At 52.7% G+C, this 17,505-nt stretch carries 16 protein-coding genes; 14 read left to right on the plus strand and 2 right to left on the minus strand.

The window, feature by feature from the left end; translation table 11 throughout:
• Positions 1–117: 117 nt before the first annotated feature.
• From ACQUTD_RS07485 to ACQUTD_RS07500, 4 genes are all read left to right on the plus strand, one after another.
• Entirely contained in the window at positions 118–1,308 is a 1,191-nt protein-coding gene (locus tag ACQUTD_RS07485; RefSeq protein ID WP_473274375.1) for an amino acid permease, read from the plus strand.
• A gap of 495 nt (positions 1,309–1,803) precedes the next feature.
• Positions 1,804–2,592, plus strand: a complete 789-nt coding sequence (locus ACQUTD_RS07490) for a transporter (RefSeq protein WP_473274013.1) — start codon at positions 1,804–1,806, stop codon at positions 2,590–2,592.
• A 13-nt stretch (positions 2,593–2,605) separates the two neighbouring features.
• The gene (locus ACQUTD_RS07495; RefSeq protein ID WP_473274012.1) at positions 2,606–3,397 is read left to right on the plus strand and encodes a hypothetical protein; all 792 of its coding nucleotides are present in this window, start codon (positions 2,606–2,608) and stop codon (positions 3,395–3,397) included.
• A gap of 51 nt (positions 3,398–3,448) precedes the next feature.
• On the plus strand, positions 3,449–5,089 hold the full coding sequence (locus ACQUTD_RS07500) for a sulfatase-like hydrolase/transferase (RefSeq protein ID WP_473274011.1): 1,641 nt from the start codon (positions 3,449–3,451) through the stop codon (positions 5,087–5,089).
• 42 nt (positions 5,090–5,131) lie between these two features.
• Here ACQUTD_RS07500 and ACQUTD_RS07505 read toward each other — a convergent pair whose 3' ends face one another.
• The gene (locus tag ACQUTD_RS07505) at positions 5,132–6,373 is read right to left on the minus strand and encodes an anaerobic sulfatase maturase (protein ID WP_473274010.1); all 1,242 of its coding nucleotides are present in this window, start codon (positions 6,371–6,373) and stop codon (positions 5,132–5,134) included.
• Between the two features lie 262 nt (positions 6,374–6,635).
• Between ACQUTD_RS07505 and paoA the strand changes: the two genes are divergently transcribed.
• The 5 genes from paoA to ACQUTD_RS07530 are packed head-to-tail and all read left to right on the plus strand — an operon-like array spanning position 6,636 to position 11,972.
• Positions 6,636–7,325 (plus strand): aldehyde dehydrogenase iron-sulfur subunit PaoA, encoded by a 690-nt coding sequence (gene paoA / locus ACQUTD_RS07510; RefSeq protein ID WP_473274008.1) that lies wholly within the window; start codon positions 6,636–6,638, stop codon positions 7,323–7,325.
• Positions 7,322–8,278, plus strand: coding sequence for an FAD binding domain-containing protein (locus ACQUTD_RS07515; protein WP_473274007.1), 957 nt, complete (start codon positions 7,322–7,324; stop codon positions 8,276–8,278). The genes paoA and ACQUTD_RS07515 overlap by 4 nt, the downstream gene beginning before the upstream one ends.
• Positions 8,275–10,473, plus strand: coding sequence for an aldehyde oxidoreductase molybdenum-binding subunit PaoC (paoC, locus tag ACQUTD_RS07520; protein WP_473274005.1), 2,199 nt, complete (start codon positions 8,275–8,277; stop codon positions 10,471–10,473). Before ACQUTD_RS07515 ends, paoC begins: the two co-directional genes overlap by 4 nt.
• Before the next feature lie 9 nt (positions 10,474–10,482).
• The gene (locus ACQUTD_RS07525) at positions 10,483–11,439 is read left to right on the plus strand and encodes an XdhC family protein (RefSeq protein ID WP_473274004.1); all 957 of its coding nucleotides are present in this window, start codon (positions 10,483–10,485) and stop codon (positions 11,437–11,439) included.
• Entirely contained in the window at positions 11,418–11,972 is a 555-nt protein-coding gene (locus ACQUTD_RS07530) for an NTP transferase domain-containing protein (RefSeq protein ID WP_473274003.1), read from the plus strand. Before ACQUTD_RS07525 ends, ACQUTD_RS07530 begins: the two co-directional genes overlap by 22 nt.
• A 163-nt stretch (positions 11,973–12,135) precedes the next feature.
• On the opposite strand, the gene ACQUTD_RS07535 is transcribed toward ACQUTD_RS07530, so the two are convergent.
• Positions 12,136–13,161, minus strand: a complete 1,026-nt coding sequence (locus tag ACQUTD_RS07535; RefSeq protein ID WP_473274372.1) for a CocE/NonD family hydrolase — start codon at positions 13,159–13,161, stop codon at positions 12,136–12,138.
• A 286-nt stretch (positions 13,162–13,447) separates the two neighbouring features.
• Here ACQUTD_RS07535 and ACQUTD_RS07540 point away from each other — a divergent pair, with 286 nt between their 5' ends.
• The 5 genes from ACQUTD_RS07540 to ACQUTD_RS07560 all read left to right on the plus strand — a co-directional run bounded on the left by ACQUTD_RS07540 (position 13,448) and on the right by ACQUTD_RS07560 (position 17,478).
• Positions 13,448–14,128: a heavy metal response regulator transcription factor gene (locus tag ACQUTD_RS07540; protein WP_023320379.1), complete on the plus strand. Its 681-nt coding sequence runs from the start codon at positions 13,448–13,450 to the stop codon at positions 14,126–14,128.
• Positions 14,129–14,143: 15 nt separating this feature from the next.
• Positions 14,144–15,601 (plus strand): heavy metal sensor histidine kinase, encoded by a 1,458-nt coding sequence (locus ACQUTD_RS07545; RefSeq protein WP_473274002.1) that lies wholly within the window; start codon positions 14,144–14,146, stop codon positions 15,599–15,601.
• Between the two features lie 64 nt (positions 15,602–15,665).
• Entirely contained in the window at positions 15,666–16,145 is a 480-nt protein-coding gene (locus tag ACQUTD_RS07550) for a (R)-mandelonitrile lyase (protein ID WP_473274001.1), read from the plus strand.
• Complete coding sequence (locus ACQUTD_RS07555; RefSeq protein ID WP_473274000.1) at positions 16,123–16,884, plus strand: carboxymuconolactone decarboxylase family protein; 762 nt, start codon at positions 16,123–16,125, stop codon at positions 16,882–16,884. Before ACQUTD_RS07550 ends, ACQUTD_RS07555 begins: the two co-directional genes overlap by 23 nt.
• Positions 16,885–16,893: 9 nt before the next feature.
• Positions 16,894–17,478, plus strand: coding sequence for a flavodoxin (locus ACQUTD_RS07560; protein ID WP_473273999.1), 585 nt, complete (start codon positions 16,894–16,896; stop codon positions 17,476–17,478).
• Positions 17,479–17,505: the final 27 nt, after the last annotated feature.

The following is a 17,505-nucleotide window of genomic DNA, read 5'->3' on the forward strand; positions in this document are numbered from 1 at the left end:
CGCCACGCTTAAGCTCATTCTGAATAACCTTTAATGAAAGATGACACTATGACTACGCAAATTGTAGAAAACATTGCCACTTCCCGACCTCGATGGAAATTCAGAGATACCATCTGGATGCTCGGTGTTTACGGTGCCACCGTTGGCGCGGGGACGTTGTTTCTGCCCGTAGAAATAGGTACGCGTGGGCCGCTGGTGTTCTTTATGCTGCTGCTTCTCGCCTTCCCGCTGTCGATAGTACCGCACGTGCTGATTTGCCGCGTGTTTATGCGCGATCACCAGACGGCAGATAAATCCCTGCCGATGTTTGGCACTTTCTTCGGCGCGAAAGGACAAAAGGCGGTACGGGTTTATTTTTGTCTGGCACATTTTCCTGTCACGCTGGTTTACGCGGTATCGCTGGTAAACGCGCTGGATAATCTCCTGAGCGATCATCTTCATATTACGATAATGAGCCGCGCATGGCTGGCGTTTATTATCGTCGCGGGTCTGTTTATGGTGTTGAGTAACGGACGTGAAAAGGTAGTCAGTATTTTAAGCACCCTCGCGTTGCCGTTTGCCCTGACGGTGGTGATTATCGCGGCAATCCAGATCCCTCACTGGCAGCTGGATCATTTCACTGCGGCGCTGAGCGCCACCAATAATGTGGCAACCGGTGAGACGATAAAAAACCTCTGGCTTACGCTGCCGCTGATCACTTTCGCTTTTTGCTCCACGCCGTTGATTTCCCCCCTGGCGGCACATTATCGCGAAAAGCATAACGGCGGCGAAAATAAAGCGGTGCGGGTTGTGCGCCTTGCCTATACGCTGATCTTCTTCAGCATTATATTCTTTGTACTGAGTTGTATCCTGAGCATTCCCCATGACACCTTTGTCGCCGCGAAAGCGCAGAACCTTAACGTCTTATCAGTAATGGAAGGAGAAGGACGCTCAGGATTACTTTTTTATGCTGCTCCGCTGATCGCCATTATCGGCATGACAAAATCCTTTTTAGGGATTTGCCTGCCGGTTGCCGAAACCTTCGCCGATTTGGTTACTGAAACGACCGGCGTAACTGAAAGCAAAGGCAAAACAATCGCGTTTCTGCTGATGTTCGCCGTGTCGTTTGCCGTGGTCTATGCGAACCCGAATGTGATCAATCTTATTGAAACCGTCTGCGGGCCAATGATTGCTATCTTCCTGTTCCTGATCCCGGTCTTTCTGATTTATACCCGTGATGCACTGCGTCCCCTGCGCGGGGTTACGCCGCTAATTGTGTTAACGGGTGGTGTGCTGACCGTCTCGGCGCTGCTGTACGGAATGTTGTGACCGGCTGGTGAAGCCGCAGGTTCGCCGGTGAGAAGTGACATCATCAGGCGAACCTGTTTCATCCTGCAGTCAGACAGTTTTATTAAAAAGCGATTTAATTATTACTTGATGATCCTCGCTTAATCTGTGAAAAAATTAATAATGAAATGATTACTTATATTACCAGTTGATAATTTTATTTCCGCTTGTAATTTTTTGTTGGTTTACCTGATACTGAAACAATAAAAATATCCCGCACAAAAATAAAAGCTTGAATTATCCATGCGTTATGAGAAAGTGACGTTCAGCGTTAGGTTATTTCTGTTTTTATAATATCCACCTGTACGATTTTATTGCGTTTATGTTCCTGTGCACATCATGTGTCTACAGGGATTGCTTATGAACATAACGCATTGCATACACCAGGCGAGAAAATGCTGTAACAGGCTTTCTTATGCCTGCATCCTTTTTTTATGCGTATCCGCGGGCGCGTATGCTGACAATGCCCGTGACTGGATGAACTTACCGAACGATCTCAATATTGTGTTTGGCTATTATGCGCCAATGAACGTTGATGCTCCCGGCGTCAATATTGATGCTGACACATTTCTCTTTCGTTATGGCTATACCTTTGCGATTGATGGGCGCACGTCGGCTATACAGATTGTTCAGCCTTATACCCGGCTGTCGGCCACGCCGGACAACGCCCGCTTCCCCGGAAGTTTTATCAATGAAAACCCCGGCGATACCCAGATTGTATTTGCGCATAACATCTTTGGCGGCCCGTCTTTATCCAAAAGTGAGTTTCGGAAATGGACGCCAGAGCCCTTTTTAACCGGTGCATTCTGGCTTACGGTGCCGGATGGTCAGTATGACAGTAATAACGTCTTAAATGCTGGCGCTAATCGCTGGGTGTTTAAACCGGAATTAGCCTCCGGATATCCGGTGGGTCCTGTCTGGCTGGAACTGAATGGGTGGGCTGTATTTTATACCGATAATGATGATTATCTGGGTAATAACACGTTATCACAGCGTCCCTCCTGGACCGCTGAAGGGCATATCAGTTACAGCTTATCGCCGGAATTATGGCTGTCCATTGACAGCTCGTGGACCGGCGGTGGAGAAACGAAGGTTAATAACGTTCTGCAGGACGATGAGAAAAACGATGTCATGCTCGGCGCATCATTCGGGTTTCAGGTAACGCCGCAGTTTGGCGGCATGGTGGCATGGACGAACATCGTTGATCATCGCGAAAGTTCGCCGGATGTCGATGGCTGGACGTTCCGCTTACAGTACGCCTGGTAAAAGGACGCGAAAAATGATCGCTTTTACTCATCACACCAGGCTTTTCTGGGCAGGGAGTCTGCTGGCATTATCCTGTTATGCATGGGGTGAGAGTGCCAGTGTTGCGAATCAATCTAATAACCCGCTGCATCCGGCTTTCGCCCTGGCTTTTCATAATTATTACACCCCTGAACTCTATGGCAGCGAACAACATACTGATGATTTCTTCCTGCGCGGGACGATCCCCATAGCGCCGGGATTGATCCCTGTGCCCCAAATTTTCAGAATGTCAGTACCGGTTGTCACACGACCGCAAATTTCCGGCGGATATAATACCGGCATCGGCGATATTAATATTTTTGACATTCTTCTGCTTAAGCAAAAAGGCGTTAAACTCGGTGTCGGCCCCTTATTAACATTGGATTCAGCCTCACAGGACGAAACAGGCTCCGGTAAATGGCTGGCAGGCTTTTCCGCTGTTGTCGTACAGGATTCCGGCAGCGGTCTGTTTGGTGGATTATTGCAATGGCAGAAAAGTTTCGCGGGTGATAAAGATCGGACCAACGTTGAGACTCTCACATTACAACCTTTTGTTTTCAATAATCTTCCGCAAGGATGGTATCTGCGCTCGTCAGGGATAATGACTTATAACATGCAAAACGATGATTACTATCTGCCCGTCGGCGTTGGCATTGGTCGGGCATGGAAATCAGGCAGTAACATAATCAATACCTTTATCGAACCTCAATGGACCATGGCACATAATGGGGATTATGAGCCGCAATTTACTCTCTTTACAGGATTGAACATTACCTTCGGCCGTTAATAAAAAAGCCTGTCGAGCTTTTATTTAATCGCCTTTAACATGGAGTACCCTATGAATAAGTTATTTATGATGAAAACAGTCGCGTCGGCTATTACACTTGCTATCCCGTTTATGGTTAATGCCGCGAATGGTCAACCGACTGAGGCCTATAAAGGCTATGACACGCCCGGGTTGTATATGGTCACTAAAACCACTTCTCTGGCCGATAATATGATGCCGGTGATCTATAACGCCGGGCAGGAAAAGGAAACGGCACAAAAACTTGCAGAATTAGAAAAGAAAACGGGTAAAAAACCTAATATTCTGGTTTTTATCATGGATGATGTAGGCTGGATGGATGTCGGTTTTAATGGTGGCGGCGTGGCAGTAGGTAACCCGACGCCGGATATAGACAGGGTCGCGGAACAGGGGCTTATTTTAACATCCGCTTATTCGCAGCCCAGCTCATCGCCGACAAGAGCCTCTATCATGACCGGGCAATACTCAGCCCACCATGGCATTCTGGTGCCCCCTATGTACGGTCAGAAAGGAGGATTACAAGGCTTCACCACATTACCCCAGCTGCTACACGATCAAGGCTATGTCACTCAGGCTATTGGTAAATGGCATATAGGAGAAAATAAAGAGTCTCAACCTCAGAACGTTGGCTTCGATGATTTCCGTGGCTTCCTCTCCGTTTCAGATATGTATACAGAATGGCGGGACGCCAATGTTAACCCAGAGATAGCCCTTAGCCCCTCCCGCCAGGAATATATAAAAAATCTGCCGTTTAATAAGAGCGATATTCATGCGACGCGTAGCGGAACATTTAATGAAGTTGCGGAGATCACTCCCAAATATATGGAAGATTTAGATCAACGCTGGTCGCAGTATGGTGCAGATTTTATCCGTACGATGCAGAAGAGTGATAAACCCTTCTTTCTCTACTATGGTACGCGCGGCTGTCATTTTGATAATTACCCGAACGCGTATTACGCCGGTCGTTCTCCGGCAAAAACGTCCTTTAGCGACTGTATGGTTGAAATGAACGATGTCTTTAACCGACTCTATAAGTCACTGGAAGAAACCAACCAACTGGATAATACCCTGATTGTCTTTACTTCTGATAATGGCCCTGAAGCCGAAGTCGCTCCCTATGGTCGGACACCCTTCCGCGGATCAAAAGGATCGACATGGGAAGGCGGTGTCCGTGTTCCCACTTTTGTTTACTGGAAAGGCATGATACAGCCCCGCAGATCTGACGGCTTATTTGATCTCACTGACATTTTCCCCACCAGCCTTGCCCTGGCGGGAAAATCGGGCGCTGAACTTGCGAAACTGGTTCCCAAAAGTACCTTTATCGATGGGGTTAATCAGGCATCCTGGTTTGTTGGAAATACAGGGCAATCTAATCGTCGGGCTGAGCATTACTTCTTAAACGGTCAGCTTTCCGCCGTACGGGTTGATGAATTTAAATACCATACGCTGATCCAGCAACCTTATGCTTTCACCAGTAAAGGCTATCAGGGAGGATTTACAGGATCTATCAGCAAGACAGCGGGATCAATGATCTTTAATCTGTATACCAATCCACAGGAAGATGAGAGTGTTGGTATACGCCACATACCTGTCGGGATAATTCTGCAGGAAGAAATCAAAAACTATAATAACATCCTCAATAAGTACCCGCCTTCAGTACAAATTCATTTGTAAGCCTTGTGCAAAACGGCCATCCGGTATGGCCGTTTTTTATTTTCACTTCTTTGATGCGCTGTTAATGTGAATGAGATCCGCGTGCATAATATCGCTGGCTGGCCGCCCACTGGCGATAAGATCGGTCATCGCCTTTAACCAGCGCGGCAGATGATTAAAATAAAGCTGAAAGCCGTCGCATAAATAATTGAGTCCAGGCTCGCCCTCTTTACTGCGCATAAAGCGATGCTTCGGGCACCCTCCCTGACAGGCCTGTAACACCCTGCATTGACGGCACTGGCGTGGCAGCGAGTTATATTTATCAGTACCAAATTTTACCTGGCCCGCTGAATCGATCATCTCCGCCAGGGTTGCCCCCATAATATTGCCTAACCGGTGTTGCGGATAGACATAGTGGTCGCAGGCATAAATATCGCCGTTGTGCTCAACAATAACCGAGCGCCCGCAAGTGGGCTGATGGTGGCACACCGCGCCGGGGGCATTGATAAAGCGGGCAAACGCCCATTCGATATTCATGACAAAAATGCTGCCGACATCCCGCTTACGCCACTCTTCGAATACGCTAATAAGAAAATGACCATAATCGGCAGGCAATACCGTCCAGGGCGTCACGCGGCTTCCATCCCCGCCGGGAGCATGTAATTTTAGCCCGGCTTGCAGAGCGTCATCATCCGCCAGTCGTTCCACGACCGGGATAAACTGAATAAACTCTACCCCGGCGTCACGCAAAAAATGATAAATCTCCAGCGGGTACTGAGCGCTATGGCGATTTACGCATGTCAGTACGTTGTATTTTACCTTGTACTTTTGCAGCAGGGCGAGCGCCCGCATAACCCGATGATGGGTGGGTTTACCGCTTTTAGTAAGACGATACTTATCGTGGATCGCTGCCGGACCATCCAGCGAAAGGCCAATCAAAAAATCGTTATCAGAAAAAAACTGACACCACGCATCGTTTAGTAAAATCCCGTTGGTCTGAAAACTGTTAGATATTTTCCGACCGGCCCCGTATTTATCCTGTAGCGAGACCGCTTTTTGATAAAATTCAAGCCCGGCTAACGCAGGCTCTCCGCCCTGCCAGGTAAAGGCGACTTCATCTTCAGGATACGTCGATTCAATATAACTTCGCACATACGTCTCAAGAACGTTATCGCTCATTATATTATGTTGTTGATAGTAAACTTCCTTTTCAAGATAAAAGCAGTAACTGCAATTAAGATTACAGACAGAACCAGACGGTTTTGCCATAACATGAAACGCACGTGTCTGAGTATTTTTTAACATATCCACATTCCTGTCGGGAAAGGTTCCATACAAAGCGATTTAATGGCTACTTATTATCCCGACACAGACGGCGTAACTTTGTTGTACAAAAATAGCTTTTTTAAGGCTGATGATGCGTTTCTGCTATGCAGGCCACACATAACGGCATTCGCGTTTTAAGAATATTCTTTTTGCTCTCGCCGACTATGCTTAACGTTTAAAAAAACGAACAGCATTCTCGCAACGCACTCTTATTTCCCCTTTTGCATACCGGAGGCCTGGCATGAGCAACCACGGCGAATACCCCGAAGATAATCGGGTTGGCAATCACGAACCGCACGATTTGAGTCTGACCCGTCGCGACCTAATTAAAGTCAGTGCCGCGACGGCGGCAACAGCCGTCGTTTATCCTCATTCAACGCTTGCAGCAAGCGTTCCGGCTGCAACTCCCGCCCCTGAAATAATGCCCCTCACACTAAAAGTGAACGGTAAAAACGAGCAGTTGGAGGTGGATACCCGGACCACGCTGCTGGACGCTTTGCGGGAGAATCTGCATCTGACCGGCACCAAAAAAGGCTGCGATCACGGACAGTGCGGGGCCTGTACCGTACTGGTCAACGGTCGCAGGCTGAATGCCTGCCTGACGCTTGCAGTCATGCATCAGGGAGCCGAGATCACCACCATTGAAGGCCTGGGTTCACCAGACCATCTTCATCCCATGCAGGCGGCCTTTATCAAGCATGATGGCTTCCAGTGCGGCTACTGCACCTCCGGGCAAATTTGCTCATCAGTGGCTGTGCTGAAAGAGATTCAGGACGGCATTCCAAGCCACGTCACCCGCGACCTGGTTTCCCCGCCTGAAATGACAGCCGATGAGATCCGTGAACGTATGAGCGGCAACCTCTGTCGCTGTGGCGCGTACGCCAACATCCTTGCTGCCATCGAAGACGCTGCGGGGGAGATAAAATCATGAAGGCATTTACCTATGAACGAGTGAATACCCCGGCTGAGGCGGCGCTCAGCGCTCAGCGTGTTCCCGGCGCAAAATTTATCGCGGGTGGCACCAATCTGCTGGACCTGATGAAGCTGGAAATTGAAACACCTACCCATCTTATCGATGTAAACGGGCTCGGGCTGGATAAGATTGAGGCAACCGACACGGGCGGCCTGCGCATCGGCGCATTAGTGCGGAACACCGATTTGGCAGCCCACGAGCACGTGCGGCAGCATTATGCCGTACTCTCCCGCGCCCTTCTCGCTGGCGCTTCCGGCCAGTTACGTAATCAGGCTACCACCGCAGGTAATCTGCTTCAGCGCACGCGTTGCCCCTACTTTTACGATACCAATCAGCCCTGCAATAAACGCCTGCCCGGCAGCGGCTGCTCGGCGCTTGAAGGCTTTAGCCGTCAGCACGCCGTAGTAGGCATAAGCGAAGCCTGCATTGCCACCCATCCGAGCGATATGGCGGTCGCGATGCGGTTGCTGGATGCGGTGGTGGAAACCATCACACCGGATGGAAAGGCGCGCAATATCGCACTGGCTGATTTTTATCGGCCGCCGGAGAAAACACCTCATATTGAAACCGCTCTGCTACCCGGCGAGCTTATCGTCGCGGTAACGTTGCCACCGCCTGTCGGCGGGGCACATCTCTACCGCAAGGTGCGCGATCGCGCCTCCTACGCTTTTGCTCTGGTGTCAGTCGCGGCGATCATACAGCCAGACGGCAGTGGACGCGTCGCGATGGGCGGAGTGGCGCATAAGCCCTGGCGCGTTGAGGCTGCGGACGCTCAAATGCCCCTCGGGGCGCAGGCCGTGTATGACACGCTGTTTGCCAGCGCACATCCCACCGCTGAAAACACCTTCAAACTCCTGCTGGCGAAGCGAACGCTTGCCTCCGTAATGACAGAAGCGAGGGCTCAGGCATGAAATTTGATAAACCTGCCGGGGAAAACCCGATTGATCAGTTGAAGGTTATCGGTCGTCCACATGACCGCATTGATGGCGCGCTGAAAACGACCGGTACGGCACGTTACGCCTACGAATGGCACGAAATAGCGCCCAACGCCGCCTATGGCTATATCGTCGGTTCCGCCATTGCAAAAGGCCGGCTTACCGCCCTTGATATAGACGCCGCGCAAAAAGCGCCAGGCGTGCTGGCAGTCATCACCGCCAGTAACGCCGGGGCACTCGGCAAAGGGGACAAAAACACCGCCAGACTGCTGGGCGGCCCCACGATTGAGCATTACCATCAGGCCATCGCTCTGGTGGTGGCAGAAACCTTCGAACAGGCGCGGGCGGCGGCCTCGCTGGTACAGGCGCACTATCGCCGCGAAAGAGGGGCTTATTCTCTTGCGGATGAGAAACCGGCTGTCAGTCAGCCACCGGAAGATACGCCTGACAAGAACGTCGGTGACTTTGACGGCGCGTTCTCCTCCGCAGCGGTGAAGATTGATGCCACCTACACCACCCCGGATCAGAGCCATATGGCGATGGAGCCGCACGCCTCGATGGCCATCTGGGAGGGCAATAAAGTCACGGTATGGACCTCAAACCAGATGATTGACTGGTGCCGCACCGATCTGGCGAAAACGCTGAAAGTGCCCGTGGAGAATGTGCGAATTATCTCCCCGTACATCGGCGGTGGGTTTGGCGGCAAGCTGTTCCTGAGAAGCGATGCGCTGCTGGCGGCCCTCGCCGCCCGTGCGGTAAAACGCCCGGTTAAAGTGATGCTCCCCCGCCCCGTCATTCCCAATAACACCACTCACCGTCCCGCGACCCTTCAGCACCTGCGTATCGGTGCCGACCAGAGCGGAAAAATCACCGCTATCTCCCATGAAAGCTGGTCTGGCAATCTGCCCGGCGGCACACCGGAAACGGCGGTACAGCAAAGCGAACTTCTCTACGCGGGGGCGAATCGTCATACCGGCCTGCGGCTCGCCACGCTTGATTTGCCGGAAGGGAACGCCATGCGTGCGCCCGGCGAAGCCCCCGGATTAATGGCACTCGAAATCGCGATAGATGAGCTGGCGGAAAAAGCAGGCATCGATCCCGTCGAGTTTCGCATTCTGAATGACACTCAGGTTGATCCCGCCAGGCCGACACGCCGCTTCTCGCGCCGTCAGCTTATCGAGTGCTTACGCACCGGGGCGGATAAATTTGGCTGGAAGCAGCGCAATGCCACACCCGGACAGGTGCGCGATGGTGAGTGGCTGGTTGGTATCGGCGTCGCGGCGGGCTTTCGCAATAATCTGCTCGAAAAATCCGGCGCACGGGTTCACCTCGAGGAAAATGGCACCGTTACCGTGGAAACGGACATGACCGACATTGGCACCGGCAGCTACACCATTCTGGCCCAGACGGCGGCGGAAATGCTTGGCGTACCGCTGGAGCAGGTTACTGTTCACCTCGGCGACTCCAGTTTCCCGGTTTCTGCGGGGTCTGGCGGGCAATGGGGCGCGAATACCTCCACCTCCGGCGTGTACGCCGCCTGCGTGAAGCTTCGTGAGATGATTGCCTCAGCCGTCGGGTTTGATCCTGAGCAGTCGCAGTTTGCCGACGGCAAAATTATCAGCGGTACGCGCAGCGCTACGCTGCGTGAGGCTACGTCTGGCGGCAGGCTGACGGCAGAAGAGAGTATTGAATTCGAGACGCTCAGCGAGAAGTACCAGCAGTCGACCTTCGCCGGACATTTTGTTGAAGTGGGTGTGCACAGCGCAACGGGCGAGATCCGTGTGCATCGCATGCTCGCGGTGTGTGCCGCAGGGCGCATTCTGAATCCTAAAACCGCCCGCAGTCAGGTCATTGGCGCAATGACCATGGGTATGGGCGCGGCACTGATGGAGGAGCTGGCCGTGGATACTCGTCTGGGATACTTCGTTAATCACGATATGGCGGGGTATGAGGTGCCGGTCCATGCGGATATTCCGTTACAGGAGGTCATTTTCCTGGATGATACCGACCCCATTTCCTCCCCGATGAAAGCCAAAGGCGTGGGTGAGCTCGGCCTGTGCGGCGTAGGCGCGGCTATCGCCAATGCGGTTTACAACGCCACTGGTGTCCGGGTACGGGATTACCCCATCACCCTGGATAAGCTGCTCGATAAGCTGCCGGATGTGGTTTAAGGAGGAGCAATGTCATACTCGCTTTTTGACATAGACGAGCGCTTGCATAAGCCGGAACTGGCGTTTCTTACCGATGACCCCGTGACCATTCTGCGTTTTGCGGTGGAGGCGCTGATGTCCGGTAAAGGGGCGGTGCTGGTGACGCTGGTTGAGATACGCGGCGGCGCGGCGCGACCACTGGGGGCACAGATGGTGGTGCGCGAAGATGGCCGCTACTGCGGTTTTGTCTCCGGCGGCTGCGTGGAAGCCGCCACTGCTTTTGAAGCGCTGGAGGTGATGGTCTCAGGCCGCGATCGCGACATTCGCTACGGCGAGGGTTCACCATGGTTCGACATTATTCTGCCCTGCGGTGGCGGGATCACTCTGACGCTCCATAAGCTGCGCTCACCACGGCCCCTTCTTGCCGTGCTGAACCGTCTGGAACAAAGAAAACCGGCGGGGCTGCGCTACGATCCGCAAACACAATCGCTGGTGTGCCTGCCCGCGCAAACCCGAACAGGCTGGAATCTCAATGGCTTTGAGGTGGGGTTCAGGCCTTGCGTAAGGCTGATGATTTACGGAAGTTCTCTTGAAGCACAGGCAACCGCCAGCCTTGCGGCGGCAACAGGCTATGACAGCCATATCTTTGACCGTTTTCCGGCCTCAGCCAGCGCTAAGATAGATGCCGACACGGCGGTAATTTTGCTGTGCCATGATCTCAACCGGGAGTTGCCAGTACTGCAGGCCGCGCGCGAGGCGAAACCCTTTTATCTCGGCGCGCTGGGCAGTTTTCGAACGCACACTTTGCGTCTGCAAAAGCTCCACGAGCTGGGGTGGTGTAAGGAGGAGACAGAGCGAATCAGAGCGCCTGTCGGGATATTCCCAAAAGCCCGGGATGCGCATACTCTGGCACTCTCCGTGCTGGCAGAGGTCGCCTCTGTACGTCTCCATCAGAAGGAGGATTCATGCCTGCCCCCGTCGTCCTGATCCTCGCAGCCGGGCGTGGGGAGCGCTTTCTTACTTCCGGGGGCAGTACCCATAAACTAGCCGCACAGCTCAACGGCAAGTCGGTTTTAGAACATGTGCTGGAAGCCGTCGAAAACGCGAAGCTGAAATGGCATCTGGTCTGCCCTGAAGGTGGAACGCGCGGCATGGGCGAGTCTATTTCTCTTGGCATTCACGCCACGCCAGAGGCTCCGGGATGGCTAATTCTGCCAGCCGACCTTCCCTTAATTCAGCCTTCATCATTGCAACGCGTCGCCGCGGAGCTCGAAGAAAATTCGATTGTGGTGCCTCACTACCAGCATCATCCGGGTCATCCGGTCGGGTTCGGGCACAAAAACCGTGCTGAATTAAGCGCCCTTTCCGGAAATAGGGGAGCAAAAGAAATAGTGAGACGCGCACGACAACGGGAAGAGGTTAAAGATATTTTCCTGTCGGATTACGGTATCACCCACGATATCGATACCCTGGCAGACTTACAGGCGGCGCAAAGGTTAATAGACCTGTCGCATGCTTAATGTCCGACTCATCCCTCCTCTAGTCGGATTGTAAGATCCTGAGCGGGCCTATGAATTTCATTCATAAAGCCTATCCATTCAGACCGGGTTATCTTCTCCTCACCATCCGTTATTCTCAACATGCTGGCCAGCGTTCAGCGCTGCCCAACATGGCTGCGGAAGATTAAATATTTTTTTCGAAGAAGACGTCTAACTTTTGCATTGCCTGGTTAACGTATTTTGGCACCCAGTACGTCTCGATATGAGTAGCACCCTCGATCAGGAAGAGTTCTTTGTCCTTCGTACCGGTGGCTTTCGCGAACGCATCTTCAGTCATATAGAGCGTATCCGCTTTTGTGCCGGCAATCATCAGCAGCGGTTTATTGATGAGATTGATATAGTCCGTTACGTCAAAGCTCATCAAATCCAGAAGACTGCTGGTGGTGTATTTAAACGTGGAGTTCGGGTGGGCATGGGTTTTCCAGTAGTACTCGTAGCCCTGGCGATACAAGGCAAAGGGTAATTTAGCAATCTGTTCATCAGTCAGGTTGGCATCGCCGGAGTAAAGTACTTCTCCTCCGGCGGCTTCCTGAGCACGTGCGTCAGAAGCCTGCTGAAGACGCTGCTGGATAGTATCCAGCTGTGAATCCTGCATACCGTTGCGGCGCACAAGGCCTGAATTAAACATGCTGATGGTTGCTATCGATTTGAACCGCTTGTCAGTTTCGGCCGCAACAAGTGAATACCCGCCGCCTCCGCAAATACCCAGCAGACCAAGGCGGGCGGTATCTACACCGGGATACTGGCTGATGTAGTCAGCCATGCCGTGGATATCCTCAATGCGATTAGCGGGTTTATCCACGCTGCGCGGCATCCCACCGCTGGCACCCTGATAAGCCGCGTCGGCGGTAATCGTGATGTAGCCCTGTTCGGCGAGACGCTGGGCATACAACCCGGCGACCTGTTCTTTTACGCCGCCATTAGGATGTGCCACCACTACCGCAGGGTATTTTTTGGCGGGATCATAGTTAGCAGGGGTATAGACATTCGCAGCTATCTGGATCCCATGCAGATCGTATTTCACCGGATGAATGTTGACCTTGCCTTTAACGTTCTCAGTGATGGATCCGTCATAGACGAGTGTGAATGGATTTTTTTTGTAATCAGCCGCATTGACTGAGGTCACTCCAGCCATTGCCGTGAGTAGCATTGCACTTATAAGCGTGAATTTCATGGTCTCTCCCGATGAGTATTGGTCTGATTATTCAGGATCGCAGAATAAAATTTGCAGGCTCAGATTAGGCGGAGAGGGCTGTCAGCATCGTGACAGGAAAATAACATTTTTGTCAGGAAACAGACTGCGATGGGAAAGGATTTCTGACAACGCGGTCAGGTAGCCGTCAGCGTTATGTTGGCAATCAGGCGGCAAAATGAACTCAGTAACAGGGTTGTTCAGGCATTGAAGCACCGTTGAAAAGTTAAGAGGAAGTCCCGTTATGCGCCTGTTGTTAGTCGAAGATGAAGAAAAAACGTCAACCTATCTCAACCGTGCGTTAAGTGAGTCCGGATTTACGGTAGATGTCTCTGCAGATGGAGCTGAAGGTCTTCATTACGCGCTGGAGTTCGACTACGACGCGATAATACTGGATGTAATGCTGCCGGGGATGGATGGTTACCGGGTGCTTGAGGGTGTGCGGGCAGCCAAACAGACGCCGGTGCTGATGCTCTCGGCTCGCGGCTCGGTCGATGAACGCGTCAAAGGGCTTCGTCTTGGCGCGGATGATTATCTCCCCAAGCCCTTCTCGCTGATTGAGCTGGTGGCGCGTATTCAGGCCCTGGTGCGCCGCCGCGCTACGGATGGCGCAGACATCACCCAGCTGCAAATTCACGATCTGCATCTCGACCTGCTGGCTCGTCGCGTATTTCGCGCCGGAACGCGACTGGAGCTGACTGCGAAAGAGTTTTCCCTGTTGAGCCTTTTGGCCCGGCATCAGGGGGAGATTCTGTCAAAAATGATGATAGCTGAGCAGATATGGGACATGAACTTTGACAGCGATGCCAATGTAGTCGAAGTCGCCATTAAACGCCTGCGAGCCAAAGTGGATGCGCCGTTCGACGTCAAACTATTACATACCGTTCGTGGCATGGGGTATGTCCTCGAAGTCCGGTCCGAATAAATGAAGGGGATAAGCATGCCTGAGCGTTCCATCTCCGTTCACCTGGCGCTGATGTTTGCCTTATCCGCGCTACTGATTGTTTCCGTTATCGGCATCCTGCTCAGAAGCTCCTTGCATGACTCTTTGCAAAAGCAGATGCACAACGAGCTGCTGTTCCGCGAATCATTAATGAGTCCGTGGATCACCGCGCGAACCTCGGTTGACGGCTGGTCACTGCTTGCCAATAAATTCACCGTGTTAACCAATTCTGAAGGTGAACGCGTTCGCTACTGGATAGTGAGCGATAACCCACGCTTTAGCATGGGGGGAACACCACCGGTAGGTGTTCAGTGGTCTTCTTTGCGGGAAGGTTTTAATAAAGTGCCCGGTGCATCAGAAGGTGCATGCTCGCTGTTTCTGTTAGTGAAAACTATCCCCGCCAACGGAGAAAGACCTGAGCTGCGCTATATTGTTGCCATCGACTCCACGCCGTATATGGGCACACTCGATGCGTTCACGCGTACATTGCTGATCATTACTGCACTGGGCGTCGTGATTGTCGCCTTACTGGGATACGTCGTTTCAAGGATCGGTCTTCGTCCCGTTGGGGCGCTCAGTAAACAGGCCCGGCAACTCGCTCCTGGGGACCATGGTCAGCGCCTGAATACCGAAGCATTACCTGACGAATTACAGCAGTTAGCATCATCTTTTAATGGCGTGCTGGAACGGCAGGAGGTCGCCTGGCGGCAGCTCGAAAGCTTTAATGCCGATGTTGCGCATGAACTCCGGACTCCGCTGACTAACCTGATCGGCCAGACGCAGCTGGGGCTTTCGCGCCGACGCTCGCAGGATGAACTGGAAGAGTTACTGGGTTCCAATCTGGAAGAACTTGAACGCATGACGTCTATCGTTAACGACATGCTGTTCCTGTCCCATGCCCATGCGGGTGAACATGCTTCCCAGCTTACGCAGGTGTCCCTGCGCGAAGAAACCCTAAAAACAGCGGAGTATGTGGAACCCTCTTTTGCTGAAAAACAGCTCTCTCTCGATGTTCAGGGCGACGTCACCGCGGACATCGACCGACGACTGTTCCACCGTTCACTGGCCAATTTACTGGAAAACAGCGCAAGACACTCCCCCTCCAACAGTACGGTTACGGTGCGGTTAAGCGAAACCGGTCATCAAGCCTGTGTTGAAGTGTCAAACCCGGGCGATCCAATAGCACCAGAGCACTTACACCGGCTTTTCGAGCGGTTCTATCGCGTTGACACCTCCCGGGCCAGGAGTGATACCCATCATGGACTGGGCCTGTCGATCGTGCGTGCCGTCGCCATTATGCACCGGGGAGATGTCTTTGCCCGTAGTGAAGATGGCATCAATACATTTGGCCTCACCTTTGCGCTACAAGCGGATAAAGCGGCAGACAATGCTCAATCCGGTACTGAGCCGGGACCCGGGTTAGCTGACAGAATTGTCAGGGGGGCGTCAGCCTGACGTCATTACTCCCTCGATAAAATCATCGCAGGCAATCCCCTCTTCATTGATAAGGACGCTTTGCATGATCGGACATTTACGTTACCTCGGGCTGTTACTGCCCTTCTTCACATTTTCATCCTGGGCAGCGGAACAAAATCCCGCTGTCCATATATCCCCCGCAGGAAGTCAGAATGCGGTGTTCGGGCCAGCCGAGAACTTTACCGGTCGTGTCAGGGTTGATCCTCTCTTCATACCGGATAACGACATCCCTGTTTCCGGGGCTTATGTCACGTTTGAACCCGGCGCTCGTTCCGCCTGGCATACGCATCCGGCAGGTCAGCGGCTGATTGTAACCTCGGGTGTTGGGCTCACCCAGCAAGAAGGCCAGCCGGTGCAGGTTATCCGCGCCGGTGACGTTGTCTCTTGCCCGGCGGGCGTTAAACACTGGCACGGGGCGGCCCCCGGCAGCGCGATGACGCATCTGGCGATAACCGGGATTGTGGATGGCAAAAGCGTTAACTGGATGGAGAAAGTGACAGATGAACAATACCACGCTCATTAAAGCATTAGCCGCAGCGGTACTGCTGACCTTTAGTTTTGGTCTCGCGGCACACGCTGCGCCCGTCAATAAAGGAGCCTCAGAAATGAACCACGAACAAACGGTTTCAGATACGCTGTCAGCTAGCCAACAGGTCATCCCGTTGATTGCGGCAGCAATGGCCAGCAGTCAGATGGATAAGCTGAATGCAGCCCTGAATCAGGGTCTTGACGCAGGGCTCACGATAAACGAAACCAAAGAGATTCTCGTCCAGCTTTATGCCTATACGGGCTTCCCCCGTAGCCTGAATGCGCTTAGTGAACTGATGAAGGTCGTCGAAGCACGTAAACAACGTGGTATCAAAGACGTTGAGGGTAAAGAACCGATTGCCCCGATCCCTGTCGGGGATGAGCTTCGCCGTGTCGGTACCGCAAACCAGACAAAAATCTCAGGCGCTCCCGTCCAGGGCCCGCTGTTTGATTTTGCCCCGGTGATTAACCAGTTCCTGCAAACGCACCTTTTCGGCGACATTTTCGCCCGTGATAACCTCGACTGGCAAAGCCGCGAGCTGGCAACGGTTGGCGCATTAGCGGCCACGCCGGGCGTCGAATCACAACTGCTGTCGCATACGCGAGCCAGCATGCGGGTCGGCCTGACGGCGTCGCAGCTGCGCCAGCTGGCACAGGTTCTGCGTGAACATGGCGAAAGTGATGCATCAACGCGAGCTGAAAAGGCGCTGCAGCAGGCGCTCGCAAACAATTAGGAGTGGATAATGGAGCATGATCCCAACCGCAGAATGTTAATCACCGCACTTGCCGGGCTGACGCTGTCGAACGTTTCTTTTGCCTCAGCTGCGACCGGAACCGCAAACGTGCAGGGTAAAAGCCGTGTTCTGGTGGCGTACTTTTCCCGCAGCGGAAATACACGGGTGATTGCGGGCGTCATTCACCGCAGCCTGAATACCGATCTGTTTGAAATCGAACCGGCTACACCTTATCCAGAAGACTATTTTCAGACCGTTGAACAGGCGAAAAAAGAGCGTGAGCGAGGTGTAAAACCGGCATTAAAAAATAGCGTTGCAGATATCTCACGCTACGAGACCCTGTATTTAGGCTTTCCGATCTGGGGGACCAGCGTGCCGCCTGTAGTGCAAGCATTTCTCAGCAGCCACAACCTTGCGGGCAAATTACTCATCCCCTTTATTACTCACGGTGGCTACGGTAAAGGAGACAGCGACGACATCCTTGCCAGTCTCGCCCCAACTGCGCGTCGGGAAAAACCGCTGGTCATTGAATGCGACCAGGAGCGAAGAACCACTGAAACGGTCACCAGCTGGTTAGAGACGATACGCAGTTAATCAACCGCATTCATGAGTCTGCCAAAT

This window comes from Enterobacter sp. K510, assembly GCF_055804875.1.

What these genes read in the sequence shown, in the direction of transcription:
- ACQUTD_RS07485 (WP_473274375.1), top strand. Translation starts at nt 118, where the DNA reads ATGCTCGGTGTTTACGGTGCCACCGTTGGCGCGGGGACGTTGTTTCTG.
- ACQUTD_RS07490 (WP_473274013.1), top strand. Translation starts at nt 1,804, where the DNA reads ATGAACTTACCGAACGATCTCAATATTGTGTTTGGCTATTATGCGCCA.
- ACQUTD_RS07495 (WP_473274012.1), top strand. Translation starts at nt 2,606, where the DNA reads ATGATCGCTTTTACTCATCACACCAGGCTTTTCTGGGCAGGGAGTCTG.
- ACQUTD_RS07500 (WP_473274011.1), top strand. Translation starts at nt 3,449, where the DNA reads ATGAATAAGTTATTTATGATGAAAACAGTCGCGTCGGCTATTACACTT.
- ACQUTD_RS07505 (WP_473274010.1), bottom strand. Translation starts at nt 6,373, where the DNA reads ATGTTAAAAAATACTCAGACACGTGCGTTTCATGTTATGGCAAAACCG.
- paoA (WP_473274008.1), top strand. Translation starts at nt 6,636, where the DNA reads ATGAGCAACCACGGCGAATACCCCGAAGATAATCGGGTTGGCAATCAC.
- ACQUTD_RS07515 (WP_473274007.1), top strand. Translation starts at nt 7,322, where the DNA reads ATGAAGGCATTTACCTATGAACGAGTGAATACCCCGGCTGAGGCGGCG.
- paoC (WP_473274005.1), top strand. Translation starts at nt 8,275, where the DNA reads ATGAAATTTGATAAACCTGCCGGGGAAAACCCGATTGATCAGTTGAAG.
- ACQUTD_RS07525 (WP_473274004.1), top strand. Translation starts at nt 10,483, where the DNA reads ATGTCATACTCGCTTTTTGACATAGACGAGCGCTTGCATAAGCCGGAA.
- ACQUTD_RS07530 (WP_473274003.1), top strand. Translation starts at nt 11,418, where the DNA reads ATGCCTGCCCCCGTCGTCCTGATCCTCGCAGCCGGGCGTGGGGAGCGC.
- ACQUTD_RS07535 (WP_473274372.1), bottom strand. Translation starts at nt 13,161, where the DNA reads ATGCTACTCACGGCAATGGCTGGAGTGACCTCAGTCAATGCGGCTGAT.
- ACQUTD_RS07540 (WP_023320379.1), top strand. Translation starts at nt 13,448, where the DNA reads ATGCGCCTGTTGTTAGTCGAAGATGAAGAAAAAACGTCAACCTATCTC.
- ACQUTD_RS07545 (WP_473274002.1), top strand. Translation starts at nt 14,144, where the DNA reads ATGCCTGAGCGTTCCATCTCCGTTCACCTGGCGCTGATGTTTGCCTTA.
- ACQUTD_RS07550 (WP_473274001.1), top strand. Translation starts at nt 15,666, where the DNA reads ATGATCGGACATTTACGTTACCTCGGGCTGTTACTGCCCTTCTTCACA.
- ACQUTD_RS07555 (WP_473274000.1), top strand. Translation starts at nt 16,123, where the DNA reads ATGAACAATACCACGCTCATTAAAGCATTAGCCGCAGCGGTACTGCTG.
- ACQUTD_RS07560 (WP_473273999.1), top strand. Translation starts at nt 16,894, where the DNA reads ATGGAGCATGATCCCAACCGCAGAATGTTAATCACCGCACTTGCCGGG.